Annotated in this window: 11 protein-coding genes; 1 reads left to right on the forward strand and 10 read right to left on the reverse strand. The window is 64.7% G+C overall.

The genetic code is table 11. From position 1 onward, the window contains the following. The first annotated feature begins 66 nt into the window (after positions 1 to 66). Positions 67 to 1,239: an enoyl-ACP reductase FabV gene (fabV, locus tag HAP48_RS16230; RefSeq protein ID WP_166212706.1), complete on the forward strand. Its 1,173-nt coding sequence runs from the start codon at positions 67 to 69 to the stop codon at positions 1,237 to 1,239. A 187-nt stretch (positions 1,240 to 1,426) separates the two neighbouring features. On the opposite strand, the gene HAP48_RS16235 is transcribed toward fabV, so the two are convergent. The 10 genes from HAP48_RS16235 to HAP48_RS16280 form a co-directional block, all read right to left on the reverse strand. Then, positions 1,427 to 2,023: a glutathione S-transferase family protein gene (locus HAP48_RS16235; protein ID WP_166216344.1), complete on the reverse strand. Its 597-nt coding sequence runs from the start codon at positions 2,021 to 2,023 to the stop codon at positions 1,427 to 1,429. Between the two features lie 137 nt (positions 2,024 to 2,160). Then, positions 2,161 to 2,988, reverse strand: a complete 828-nt coding sequence (locus HAP48_RS16240; RefSeq protein ID WP_210292646.1) for a hypothetical protein — start codon at positions 2,986 to 2,988, stop codon at positions 2,161 to 2,163. Positions 2,989 to 3,068: 80 nt separating this feature from the next. Next, positions 3,069 to 3,521 (reverse strand): GNAT family N-acetyltransferase, encoded by a 453-nt coding sequence (locus tag HAP48_RS16245; protein ID WP_166212704.1) that lies wholly within the window; start codon positions 3,519 to 3,521, stop codon positions 3,069 to 3,071. 122 nt (positions 3,522 to 3,643) lie between these two features. After that, positions 3,644 to 4,378, reverse strand: coding sequence for a superoxide dismutase (locus HAP48_RS16250; protein ID WP_166212702.1), 735 nt, complete (start codon positions 4,376 to 4,378; stop codon positions 3,644 to 3,646). A gap of 202 nt (positions 4,379 to 4,580) precedes the next feature. Further along, positions 4,581 to 6,737 (reverse strand): polyribonucleotide nucleotidyltransferase, encoded by a 2,157-nt coding sequence (gene pnp / locus HAP48_RS16255; protein ID WP_166212700.1) that lies wholly within the window; start codon positions 6,735 to 6,737, stop codon positions 4,581 to 4,583. Between the two features lie 317 nt (positions 6,738 to 7,054). Next, positions 7,055 to 7,324, reverse strand: a complete 270-nt coding sequence (rpsO, locus tag HAP48_RS16260; protein ID WP_016844725.1) for a 30S ribosomal protein S15 — start codon at positions 7,322 to 7,324, stop codon at positions 7,055 to 7,057. Positions 7,325 to 7,326: 2 nt separating this feature from the next. Continuing rightward, positions 7,327 to 8,436: a tRNA pseudouridine(55) synthase TruB gene (truB, locus tag HAP48_RS16265; RefSeq protein WP_166212697.1), complete on the reverse strand. Its 1,110-nt coding sequence runs from the start codon at positions 8,434 to 8,436 to the stop codon at positions 7,327 to 7,329. Continuing rightward, a complete protein-coding gene (rbfA, locus tag HAP48_RS16270) occupies positions 8,436 to 8,846 on the reverse strand; it encodes a 30S ribosome-binding factor RbfA (protein WP_166212695.1) in 411 nt (136 codons plus the stop codon). The genes truB and rbfA overlap by 1 nt, the downstream gene beginning before the upstream one ends. A gap of 174 nt (positions 8,847 to 9,020) precedes the next feature. Beyond that, a complete protein-coding gene (gene infB / locus HAP48_RS16275; RefSeq protein WP_166212693.1) occupies positions 9,021 to 11,714 on the reverse strand; it encodes a translation initiation factor IF-2 in 2,694 nt (897 codons plus the stop codon). A gap of 106 nt (positions 11,715 to 11,820) precedes the next feature. Continuing rightward, positions 11,821 to 12,507, reverse strand: a complete 687-nt coding sequence (locus HAP48_RS16280; RefSeq protein ID WP_029082437.1) for an RNA-binding protein — start codon at positions 12,505 to 12,507, stop codon at positions 11,821 to 11,823.

A 12,507-nucleotide genomic window follows, 5' to 3' on the forward strand; every position in this document is an offset into this window, starting at 1 on the left:
TTTCGCCTCCCCTTGCTTGCCGAGGGAGCGAATGGGGACATTGCAACGATTCGGAATGGGGTGGGAATGATTATCGAACCGCGCGTGCGAGGCTTCATCTGCACGACGGCACATCCCGTCGGCTGCGCCACCAATGTTCGCGAGCAGATCGCCTATGTTCTCCGCCAGGGCCCGGTCGCGGACTGCCCCAAGCGCGTCGCCGTGCTCGGCTGTTCGACCGGCTATGGCCTCGCCAGCCGCATCGTTGCGACCTTCGCCGGCGGTGCAGACACCATCGGCGTGTCGCTGGAGCGAGAGCCTTCGGAGAAGAGAACCGCCAGCGCCGGCTGGTACAACAACCGCGCCTTCGAGATCGAGGCCGAGAAGATCGGACGGTCTCCGCTCACGCTGGAGGGCGATGCCTTCTCCGACGAGCTGAAGCAGAACTTCATCGATCGCGTGCGTGAGAAGTTCGGTCAGCTCGACCTGCTGGTCTACAGCATGGCGGCTCCCGCCAGGACCGATCCCGACACCGGCAAGACCTATCGCTCGGTCATCAAGCCGCTCGGCGCCCCCGTCGAGATCAAGACGCTCGACACCGAGACCGGCGAGGTCTTCCAGACCACGCTTGAGCCGGCGACCGAGGATCAAACCGCGGCCACGGTTGCGGTGATGGGCGGCGACGACTGGAAGCGCTGGATCGACCAGCTCGCGGATGCCGGCGTGCTGGCGCCGGGCTTCCGCACGCTCAACTACACCTATATCGGCAGCGAACTGACCTGGCCGATCTACTGGAACGGCACGCTCGGCCGCGCCAAGGTCGACCTCGACCGCAAGGCGGAAGCGATCCGGGGCCGGCTCGGTCCGGACGCGGCCCGCGTCGTCGCGCTGAAGGCCGTGGTCACCCAGGCGAGCTCGGCTATCCCGGTGGTGCCGCTCTATGGCACGGTGCTGTTCAAGGTCATGAAGCAGCTCGGGCTCCATGAAGGCTGCATCGAGCAGATCGACCGCCTGTTCCGCACGCGCCTCGGCAAGAGCGTGGAGCTTGATAACGAACAGCGCATCAGGGTCGACGACTGGGAGCTTTCGCCCGAGGTGCAGACCGAGGTGTCGCGGCGCTGGCCGCTGCTCACCACCGCGACGCTCGGCGAACTGGCCGATCTCGGTGAATACAAGAGCCAGTTCCTCCGCCTGTTCGGCTTCGGCATCGACGGCGTCGACTACGCGCAGGACGTCGATCCCTGCGTCGTGCCGGGTTAATTGTTCGGGAATCCGCGCTTCTCCTTCCCCCTGAAAGGGGGAAGGTCGGGATGGGGGTCAGACGCGGGTGATGCTCTGTATGCGGAGAGAGCGGATCCCCACCCGCTTTGCTCTGGCGAGCAAAGCGACCTCCCCTTTTCAAGGGGAGGTTAAGACACAGCCGGATGGAGCCAACGGGCTACATGCCTCACCCCGCCGCGATCTTCTCCGCGCGCTGGAATGCGGGCCGCGCCACGCAGCGGTCGATATAGGCGTCGAAGGACGGCCGCGGCGGCACCATCTTGAACACGCGCACCGCAAAATTCAGCCCCGCGCCGATCGCGATGTCGGCGGCCGAGAATTGATCGCCGAGAATCCACGGTCCCTTTTGTAGCTCGGCGTCGAGCACGTCGAACACCTGCGCCGCGCTGCCCCACGCCGCGGTGCTGGTCGGCACTTCCAACTTGGTGAAGAGCTGGATCAGCGCCGGCTCGATGCAGCTCGGCGAGAAGAACAGCCACTGCAGATAGCGTGCGCGCTTCGGATCCGTTGTTGCCGGCGCGAGCTTTGTCTCCGGATAGCGGTCGGCGATATAGGCGCAGATCGCCGCCGCCTCGGCGAGTTGCGCGTCGCCGTCGGTCAGCGCCGGCACCTTGCCCATCGGGTTGATCTTGAGGAAGTCCGGTGACTTCTGCGCGCCCGTGCTGATATCGGTCAGCACCCGTTCGTAGGCGAGGCCGGATTCCTCCAGCAGCCAGATGGCGGAGAACGAGCGCGAGCGCGGCGACCAGTACAGCTTGATCATGGTGCGAACCCTTTCTTCGGCGTGGACGAGCAGCGCACGTTTCATCGCATGTCTGCATCGTCCTGGTAACGGACTATGGCTGCGGAAAACGCGCCTGCCAGTGTGGTTCGATTCGTTGGCCTGGTCCGCGGGCCGATCTATTCGCCCTTCAGATAGTCCGGCAGCGCCTGGTCCAGCTGTTCCGCAACGAGCCCGCGGGCTTTCTCGCGCAGCGTCGCGCTGGAGGCCGCGGCCGCGGGAGGGGCGGGAAAGTCCGAATTGTCGAGATGCTTCAGCGGATTTTCTGTCATTCTCATGCCTTCGGAGAATCTGTTGCGCATATTCACCAATGTGCGGTCGATCCTCGCGTAGCTCCTGCCGTCGAGCAGCGTCAGCGCAACATTGGCGAACACATGCGAGTGCCTGAGCATCGAGCCGAGGCCCTGATTGTAGGTGCCGATGCCGTTGAGGTCGAGGTTGGTGTTCTGCGGACGCAGCCTGAATTTGGTCACGACGAGGTAGCGGTCGCAGTTCGCATTGGACGTGAAGCTTTGAACGATCGCCGGCAGGTCCTCGCTTGGATCCGGCAGCAAATGTGGCTTCGGATGGTAGAGCGGGTCGAACGCGTTCTTCGGATAGCTGATCCTGCGCACCGCGGGGTCATTGCCGGTTGCCACGCGAACCCGCGCGAACACGAGATCGTCGAGTCCCCAGTCGATCTGAACATCGGCGCCTTCGTACTCGAAGGGGGTCACGCCGAACTTCTGCACGGCGAATTGATTTCCGAGCACCGAGATCACGCCGAGCCGGCACGGACCGGTCTCCGCGGCAACGGGCGGCTTAACGGTCGCCTTGGCCTTCGGCGCAGCCTTCTTCGCGGCGGGCTTGATGGGGGCGGGCGGTGCGGGCGATGTCGAAGGGGACTGAGCCCATCCGGTTGCGGCAAAGCATGATACGAGGAGGGCGACGGCGAGGGTGCGAAACATAGCGCGATGAGCGGAAGTTGATGTGGCGACCCTGACAAACTAGAGCGTGTAGCTATTGTCCGCAAGCGAGCGCGGGATTTCTATCGCTTCTTCCACCGATAGTGCTTCATCATGAAACCGGTCGCCGGATTGGGCTCCTCCTTCTCGAACACGAAGCCCTCGCGCTCGTACCAGCGCCAGGCCTTGTCGTTCTCGCGGACGCATTTCAGCCAGATCTCGTCGGGCAATTGCTCACGGGTGAAGGCGAGCAAATGGCGTCCCAGGCTGCGGCCTTGATGGCCTGGCGCGACCATCAGCTGGTCGAGCAGCAAGGTCGGCAGATGCAGCGCCAGCATCGCGGCGATCGTGCCGCGATCGTCGGCGACGAACAGGCTCCAGCCATTGTCGATCTCGCGGCGCAGGCGCGCGCGCAGATCGCTCAACAGGCTATCGCTCCGTGGTGTGAGCCCGGTCGAGGTCCAGCTCTCCATCCAGATGCGCGCGATCTCGTCATATTCGCCGGGGCGGCCGGGGCGGATCGTCGGCAGCGTCATCGTCGGCTCCTCCGGGCGCACAGCCGGGCCTTCCCAAGAAAGAAGGCCCCACAAGCCCCACGAGCGTCTCGCGGGGCTTTCAAACCTAGCGCGGCCGCTTGTGGCCAGCGAGCCCTGCCGGCTCATATCCCGAGCGTGCCGGCCTTTGCTGCCGCATAGCGCTCGGCCACGGCCTTCCAGTTCACCGTGTTCCACCACGCCTTGAGGTAATCGGGCCGGCGGTTCTGATAGGTCAGATAATAAGCGTGCTCCCAGACATCGTTGCCGAGCAGCGCGCGCTTGCCGTCCATGATCGGGTTGTCCTGGTTCGGCCGCGTCTCGATCGCGAGCTTGCCGTCCCTGGTTACGGTGACGAACACCCAGCCGGAGCCGAACACGCGCCCGCCCGCGGCATTGAAATCGGTCTGGAATTTCTCCATGCCGCCGAGGTCGCGGTCGATCGCGGCGAGCACTTCGCCGTCAGCCTTGCCGCCGTTCGGTCCCATGATCTGCCAGAACATCGTGTGGTTGGCGTGGCCGCCCATGTTGTTGCGGACACCGGTGCGGATCGCGTCCGGCACATTGCCTAGATTGGCGAGCACGTCGGTGAGCGGCTTCTCCGCGATCTGCGGATTGTCCTTGGCGAAATTGTTGAGGTTGGTGACGTAGGCCTGATGATGCCGGTCGTGGTGGATTTCCATCGTCTTGGCGTCGATATGCGGCTCCAGCGCATTGGTCGGGTAGGTCAGTGGATCGATCTTGAACGGCCCGCTGGGCGCTTGCGCCGCGGCCTGTGCGAACGCTGTGCGTGACGAGGCGGCGGCCGCGGCGATGCCGGTCGCTGCGATGATCAGATGGCGTCGGGACATCAAGGGCATCGTGAATCTCCGTGCTGGGAAGGCGCCCCGATATTAGGCGTAAGTTGTGAACGGGTTCCAGCAATGTCGGTCACAATGCCGGGTCAAAACCGCGCATTGTGATCAGCGGAGATTGATTTGCGTCCGACCTCCACAAACTAAAAAGGGCGGCCACCGGGCCGCCCTTTTCGTCACAGTCGATTTGGTAACAATTTGCCTTGGCTTACTCGCCGGCGGCTTCGCGCGGCGCCGGTGCGTCGGGCTTCTGCTTGGCCTCGAGGTCCTCGCCGGTCTCCTGGTCGACCGCCTTCATCGACAGGCGGGTCTTGCCGCGATCGTCGAAGCCGAGCAGCTTGACCTTGACCTTGTCGCCTTCCTTGACGACGTCGGAGGTCTTCTGCACGCGGCTGGCCGCGAGCTGGCTGATGTGGACGAGGCCGTCCTTGGCGCCGAAGAAGTTCACGAACGCGCCGAACTCCATCACCTTGACGACGGTGCCCTCGTAGATCTGGCCGATCTCCGGATCGGAGGCGATCGACTTGATCCACTTGATCGCGGCCTTCATCGCCTCGCCGTCGTTGGAGGCGACCTTCACGGTGCCGTCGTCCTCGATGTTGACCTTGGCGCCGGTCTTCTCGACGATCTCGCGGATCACCTTGCCGCCGGTGCCGATCACTTCGCGGATCTTGTCGGTGGCGATCTTGAAGGTCTCGATGCGCGGTGCGTATTCGCCGAGCTCGGCGCGCGCCGCGGTCAGGGCCTTGGCCATCTCGCCGAGGATGTGGATGCGCCCATCCTTGGCCTGGCCAAGCGCAACCTTCATGATTTCCTCGGTGATGCCCTCGATCTTGATGTCCATCTGGAGCGAGGTGATGCCCTGGTCGGTGCCGGCGACCTTGAAGTCCATGTCGCCGAGATGATCCTCGTCACCGAGGATGTCCGACAACACCGCGAAGCGCTGACCTTCGAGGATCAGGCCCATGGCGATACCGGCCGTCGGCCGCTTCAGCGGCACGCCGGCGTCCATCAGCGACAGCGAAGCGCCGCAGACCGAGGCCATCGAGGACGAGCCGTTCGATTCGGTGATCTCGGAGACCACGCGGATCGTGTACGGGAACTCGTGATGCGGCGGCAGCACCGGGTGGATCGCGCGCCAGGCGAGCTTGCCGTGGCCGATCTCGCGGCGCTTGGTGCCGCCGAGGCGACCGGTTTCACCGACCGAGTAGGGCGGGAAGTTGTAGTGCAGCAGGAACGTTTCCTTGTACGTCCCCGACAGCGCGTCGATGTACTGCTCGTCCTCGCCGGTGCCGAGCGTGGTCACGACCATCGCCTGGGTCTCACCGCGGGTGAACAGCGCCGAGCCGTGGGCGCGCGGCAGCACGCCGGCTTCGGCGATGATGTTGCGCACGGTCTTGGCGTCACGACCGTCGATGCGCTTGCCGGTGTCGAGGATGTTCCAGCGGACGATCTTGGCTTCCAGTTCCTTGAAGACGCCGGCAACGCGGAGCTTGTCGTATTTCGGCTCCTGGCCTTCCGGGAAGAAGTGCGCCAGCACCTTCTCCTTGACGGCACCAACCGCGGCATAGCGTTCCTGCTTGACCGGGATCGCATAGGCCTTGCGCAGCTCCTGCTCGGCAATGCCGAGCATTTCCTTCTCGATCTCCGAATTGTCGATCGTGGTGACTTCGCGCGGCTCCTTGGCGGCCTTCTCGGCGAGCTCGATGATCGCGTTGATCACGGGCTGGAAGTGGCGGTGGCCGAACATGACCGCGCCGAGCATCACGTCTTCGTTGAGCTCCTTGGCTTCCGATTCCACCATCAGCACGGCGTCGGCGGTGCCGGCGACGACCAGATCGAGCTGGGTCTCGGTCATCTCGTCGAGCGTCGGGTTGAGCACGTATTCGTCATTGGCGAAGCCGACGCGCGCGGCGCCGATCGGGCCCTTGAAGGGCGCGCCCGACAGCGTCAGGGCGGCGGAGGCAGCGACCAGCGACACGATGTCCGGATCGTTCTCCATGTCGTGCGACAGGACGGTGACGATCACCTGGGTCTCGTTGCGCCAGCCGTCGACGAACAGCGGACGGATCGGGCGGTCGATGAGGCGGGAGACCAGCGTCTCCTTCTCGGTCGGACGGCCCTCGCGCTTGAAATAGCCGCCGGGAATGCGGCCCGCGGCGTAGGTCTTCTCCTGGTAGTCGACGGTGAGCGGCAGGAAGTCGACGCCTTCGCGCGGCGACTTCGCCGCGACGACGGTGGCGAGCACCACGGTCTCGCCGTAGGTGGCCAGCACGGCGCCGTCGGCCTGCCGGGCGATCTTGCCGGTTTCTAGTTTAAGGGGACGTCCACCCCAGTCGATTTCGACGGAATGCGAATTGAACATCTCGGTTTTCTTTCATGGTTTCACGAAAGCACGGCGCCCTGAAACACAAAGACCATGCCAAGACGGCGAGACACTGATGCGCTGTCGCGACCAGTATCCGGCGATCCTGCCATGGTCCGTGGATTTCGGATGGCGTCCATCCTTTCGGTCATCTGGGCATCTTGCCCGGTCCAGCGGCCGGATTGCTGCTGAACGCTAGTGTGCATGGCGCGATTGCCATGCTGTTGCGCATGATCATCTTTCGACAATTCGAAAGCCCGAGTTCACGGACGATCATGCGAAAACGCGCGCGAACCCCGCGCGCGTGCTTCTCAAAATCAACGACGGATGTTGTGCTTCTCAAGCAGCGCCTTGTAGCGCGCCTCGTCCTTGCGCTTGATGTAGTCGAGCAGGGAGCGACGCGTCGACACGAGCTTCAGGAGGCCGCGGCGTGAATGGTTGTCCTTCACATGGCTCTTGAAGTGCTCGGTGAGGTTATTGATGCGTTCCGACAGGATCGCGACCTGAACCTCGGGCGAGCCGGTGTCGCCGGCTTTGTTGGCATTCGTCTTGATGACTTCCGCTTTGCGTTCCGCGGTAATCGACATCGTCAGTTACTTTCATTGTTGCGAGCCGGACTGGCGGTCAGTCCGTTCAGGTTGAACACGCGCTTGGGGATGAGTTCGCCATTGCCAATTTCGGCAAGCGCGAGAAGTCGGCCTGCCACCGTGACATAGACTGTGCCGCTAGTATTGGGCGCATCCCGTCCGCGCAACAAAACGGCCTGGCCCCTGTGGAGCCTTGCCGCATCAGCCCGTGTGACGGCCAGTGCCGGGATGTCGTCCAGCGCGGTCTCAACGGGCAAAAGCGCGTCGGCGAGGCTGCCCTCGCCAGACGCGGCTCTATTGCACAAAGCCTCCAACTGTTCCAGCGGAATCATGTCCGCTTCGGTAAACGGACCGACCAGGGTCCGCCGCAGTGCGCAGATATGGCCGAAACAGCCCAGAATCCGGCCCATATCGCGGGCCAGGGCCCGGACATAGGTTCCCTTGCCGCACTCGGCCTCGAACACGGACTGGCTGTTATCTCCATGTTCCACAAGGGTTAATTCGTGAATTTCGACCGGGCGGGGCTTCAGGTCCACGGTCTCGCCGTCGCGCGCCAGATCATAGGCGCGTTCGCCCTGCACCTTGATCGCCGAATATTGCGGCGGGATCTGCTCGATCACCCCGGTGAAGCGCGGCAGCAATTGGCGGATCGAATCGGCGGTCGGCCGGCTCTCGCTGGTCCTGACGGCTCGTCCCTCGGTGTCGTCGGTGTCGCGTTCCTCGCCCCAGCACACCGTAAAACGGTACCGCTTGCGGCCGTCCATCACGAACGGCACGGTCTTGGTGGCCTCGCCGAGCGCGATCGGCAGCCCGCCGGAGGCGAGCGGGTCGAGCGTGCCGGCGTGGCCGGCGCGCTTGGCCTGGAACAGGCGCTTGAGCACGGCGACCGCCTGGGTCGAGGTCATGCCGATCGGCTTGTCGAGCACCACCCAGCCATGGACGTCGCGCTTGTCGCGGCGCGGCTGCTGGTTCTGCTTGCCCTGCTTCTGGCGCGGGTCGTTGTTGGTGCGGCGCGGCTCGTCGCTGCGCTGCCCGGCAAAACCATCCCGCTCAGCGTCGCGCGCGTCGGAATCCTTCGCGTCGGCAACGCTGTTGGTCGTCATCACAGTCATCACTCGTCGTCCGAATCGGGTGCAAGGTCTCGCTGCACCGCAGGTGTTCGCAATAGTTTCTCGATGCGTTCCGCCTCGTCGAACCGCTCATCGACGCGGAAGCGAATGTCGGGTGCAAATTTCAGGTTGACGCGATGCGCGATCTCACCGCGCAGGAACTTCTTGTTGCGCTCGAGCGCGGCGATCACCGTGTCGGTGTCGCGGCCGCCGAGCGGCATCACGTAGACCGTCGCGAGCTTCAGATCCGGCGACATACGCACCTCGGGAACGGTGATGATGTGGCCTTCGAGATCGGGATCGTGAACCTCACCCTGCGACAGAATCTCGGCAACCGCATGGCGAACCGTTTCGCCGACGCGCAGTTGACGTTGTGAGCCGCCGGGGCTGGAACTTTTCTTTTGACGGGGCATGACCTTCTTCCAAAACCGTCGCGCCCGCAGGCCGAGGCCGCGGGCATCAATGTCCTAGCTTTGCTTTCAATCAGACAATGCGCGGGTGGCCGGACTAAAGTCCGGCCACGTCGTCGCATTTTCAGTTAAATGGACCCAACGCTTATTTAGATCTGCGCTTCGTAAGATTTGGACTTACAGAGAGCGCTGGATCGTCTCGACGCGGTAACACTCGATCACGTCGCCGACACGCATGTCGCCGTAGTTCTCGAACGCCATGCCACATTCCTGGCCGGCGACCACTTCCTTCACTTCGTCCTTGAAGCGCTTCAGCGTCGACAGTTTGCCTTCGTGCACCACGACGTTGTCGCGGATCAGGCGAACATTGGCGCCGCGTTCCACGGTGCCGTCGGTGACGCGGCAACCCGCGACCTTGCCGACCTTGGAAATGTTGAACACTTCCAGGATCTGCGCGTTGCCCAGCATGGTTTCGCGCAGCGTGGGCGCGAGCAGGCCGGACATCGCCTTTTTGATGTCATCCACGAGGTCGTAGATGATGTTGTAGTAGCGGATCTCGATGCCGTTGCGCTTGGCCGCGGCCGCCGCTTCCTTGTTGGCGCGGACCGAGAAGCCGATGATCGCGGCGTTGAAGCCCTCCGCCAGCGTGACGTCGGACTCCGAGATGCCGCCGACGCCGGCATGCAGGATGCGGGCGGCGACTTCGTCGGTGCCGAGCTTTTCCAGCGAGCCCAGGATCGCTTCCAGCGAACCCTGCACGTCGGCCTTGACGATCAGCGGGAACTCCTTGCGGCCCGCGGTCTTGAGCTGCGACATCATCTGCTCGAGCGAGCCGCGCATGCCGGAGATCGAGGCCGCCGCGTTCTCGCGCTTCTGGTGCGCGCGGTAGCTCGTGACCTGGCGGGCGCGGGCTTCGTTCTCGACAACGGCGAGACGGTCGCCGGCTTCCGGCGGGCCGTTGAAGCCGAGCACCTCGACCGGCACGGACGGACCGGCCTCGTCGAGATTCTCGCCCTGGTCGGAGATCAGTGCGCGGACGCGGCCCATTTCGGCGCCGGCCACGATGATGTCGCCGATGCGCAGCGTGCCGCGTTGCACCAGCACGGTTGCGACCGGACCGCGGCCGCGATCGAGCTTGGCCTCGATCACCGTGCCTTCCGCCGGACGCTCCGAATTGGTCTTCAGGTCGAGGATTTCGGCCTGCAGCGCGATCATCTCGAGCAGCCGGTCGAGATTGGTCTTGTTCTTGGCCGAGACCTCGACGTCGACGACGTCGCCGCCGAGCGATTCGACCTGCACTTCATATTGCAGCAACTCGGTGCGGACGCGCTCGGGCCGTGCATCGGGCTTGTCGATCTTGTTGATCGCCACGATCATCGGCACCTTGGCCGCCTTGGCGTGGTTGATCGCCTCGATCGTCTGCGGCATCACGCCGTCGTCGGCGGCGACCACCAGCACCACGATGTCGGTGACCTTGGCGCCGCGCGCGCGCATCGCGGTGAACGCGGCGTGGCCGGGCGTGTCGATGAAGGTGATCTTCTTGCCGCTTTCCGGCGAAGTCACCTGATAGGCGCCGATATGCTGGGTGATGCCGCCGGCTTCGCCGGACACCACGTTGGCGTGGCGCAGCGCGTCGAGCAGCGAGGTCTTGCCGTGGTCGACGTGGCCCATGACCGTGACCACGGGCGAACGCGGCTCGGTGTCGCTGGAATCGTCGACAACGTCGAACAGGCCTTCCTCGACGTCGGAGGCAGCGACGCGCTTGACGCTGTGGCCGAGCTCCTCGGCAATCAGCTGCGCGGTGTCGGCATCGATCACGTCGGTGATCTTGTGCATCGCGCCCTGCTTCATCAGCATGCGGATGACGTCGACTGCGCGCTCCGACATCCGGTTGGCGAGTTCCTGAATCGCGATGGCTTCCGGGATAATGACTTCGCGGATCAGCTTTTCCTTCGGCTCGTTGGACGCGTGCCCCTTCAGACGCTGGGTACGGCGGCGGAACGAGGCGATCGAGCGCTCGCGCACGTCGTCGGCGTTGAGCGCGGTGGTCAAGGTGAGGCGGCCGCGCTCCTTCTGCGGAGCGGGTTTATGGGTCGTTTTCGGCGCGGCGACCGGACGCACGGCACCGCCGGGGCGGCGCACCATGCGCGGAGCTTCGTCTTCGTCCGCCTCGGCGGCAACCGCCGGGGGCCTCGGCGCGGAGGCAGGGGTACGCGTGGTCGTCGTGGTCGCAGGGCGGGCTGCCGGTGTCCGGGCTGCCGGCGCAGAAGACGCAGGTGCGGCTGCGGTGGGCCGGGCCGGAGCTGCGGCTGGTGCCGCGCCGGGCTTGGCCTCGCCCTCGCCGAAGCGACGCTTGGCCTCGACTTCGGCCTTGCGCTTGGCCTCTTCCTCGTGGCGGTGGCGCTCCTCTTCCGCCTTGCGGCGGGCCTCGGCGGCTTCGCGCTCCGTCTTCTCGGCAGCCTCGCGGATGGCGCGGCGCTTGGCTTCCTCTTCGGCCTGGCGGCGTTCCTCGACATCGCGCTGCCGGGCGTCGGCAAGCGCATTGGCGCGCGCGGAACGCTCGTCCTCGGTCAAGGTCGGCAGCACCACGCCGGAGCGGGTGTTACGCTGCGGCGGGGCCGCGGGGCGGCCGAGCGGTGGCTTGGCGACAGGGGGCGCCGCAGGCTTTGCAACCACGGGTTCCGGCGCATGCGCCTCGCCCGGGCCGTCGCCACCGACGCGGCGCTTGCCGCGCTTCTCGACCACGACCTGCTTGGTCCGGCCGTGGCTGAAGCTCTGGCGCACGGTGCCCGTCTCGACGCGCGGCTTCAGCGACAACGTCTTGCTCGGGACACTCAGAGTCTTGTCGCCAGGGGTCTTGGTATCAACCATTCAGCAGTCCTAATCTCGTTTCGCTGTGCGTGTGCCGCACAAATCCTTCAACGTCGTCTTTTGCTGAGCATGATCCGGTCGGAAAGACGGCGTCCGCCTTCCCGGATCACGCTCTGGAATTTCTGGCCGCTTCGGCGGTCTTGTCGTCGTCGGCCATCCGGTATCGGACCAGCATCTGGCAGCGCGACAGGAACGTCTTGCTCGCCGGGCCCGCGAGCAGCGCAGCATGTATCACATTTGACCGCCCAAGTGCCAAATCCAATTCTTCCGACGTCAAAACATTGACGACGGGGATTACCGGCGATTCACCACGTTTTTCGCCCCTTTGCCGGACGATCGCGTCCAATTTGCGGATTCCGTCCGCGGCGCCGTCCGAAGCGTGGATCAGGGCTGCAGTTTCGTTCCGGTTGAGTGCGTCCTCGACCTTGCCGAAGCCCGAAACGACCTGACCGGCCTTGGCGGCCATCGCCAGGGCCTCGGTAACGCTGCGTACCAGGAGTGCATCGGTGTCGGTGGGAAGGGTCGGCGCAACGCGGACGTCGCGCTTGAATCCCTTGCTAAATTGGTGACGACGGACCGCTTCCGCAACGCTGCGCCGCGATGCGGAAACCCACAATCCGCGGCCGGGCAGCTTGCGCTTGAGGTCCGGGATCACCTCGCCGGTAGGGGCGACGACGAACCGGATCAGCTCGTCGATCGGACGCACCTCGCGGCTGACCGCGCACATCCGCGTGGTCGCGGACTTCTGCGTCCGCGGTCCATCGTCGAGATCGGGGTCAGGCTGAGCGAGCAT

The organism is Bradyrhizobium septentrionale (genome assembly GCF_011516645.4).
GTDB lineage: Bacteria > Pseudomonadota > Alphaproteobacteria > Rhizobiales > Xanthobacteraceae > Bradyrhizobium > Bradyrhizobium septentrionale.

Coding starts and splice junctions, on each gene's coding strand:
- HAP48_RS16240 (WP_210292646.1), bottom strand. CDS start 2,988: ATGTTTCGCACCCTCGCCGTCGCCCTCCTCGTATCATGCTTTGCCGCA.
- HAP48_RS16250 (WP_166212702.1), bottom strand. CDS start 4,378: ATGCCCTTGATGTCCCGACGCCATCTGATCATCGCAGCGACCGGCATC.
- HAP48_RS16235 (WP_166216344.1), bottom strand. CDS start 2,023: ATGATCAAGCTGTACTGGTCGCCGCGCTCGCGCTCGTTCTCCGCCATC.
- HAP48_RS16280 (WP_029082437.1), bottom strand. CDS start 12,507: ATGCTCGCTCAGCCTGACCCCGATCTCGACGATGGACCGCGGACGCAG.
- HAP48_RS16245 (WP_166212704.1), bottom strand. CDS start 3,521: ATGACGCTGCCGACGATCCGCCCCGGCCGCCCCGGCGAATATGACGAG.
- fabV (WP_166212706.1), top strand. CDS start 67: ATGATTATCGAACCGCGCGTGCGAGGCTTCATCTGCACGACGGCACAT.
- rbfA (WP_166212695.1), bottom strand. CDS start 8,846: ATGCCCCGTCAAAAGAAAAGTTCCAGCCCCGGCGGCTCACAACGTCAA.
- pnp (WP_166212700.1), bottom strand. CDS start 6,737: ATGTTCAATTCGCATTCCGTCGAAATCGACTGGGGTGGACGTCCCCTT.
- infB (WP_166212693.1), bottom strand. CDS start 11,714: ATGGTTGATACCAAGACCCCTGGCGACAAGACTCTGAGTGTCCCGAGC.
- rpsO (WP_016844725.1), bottom strand. CDS start 7,324: ATGTCGATTACCGCGGAACGCAAAGCGGAAGTCATCAAGACGAATGCC.
- truB (WP_166212697.1), bottom strand. CDS start 8,436: ATGACTGTGATGACGACCAACAGCGTTGCCGACGCGAAGGATTCCGAC.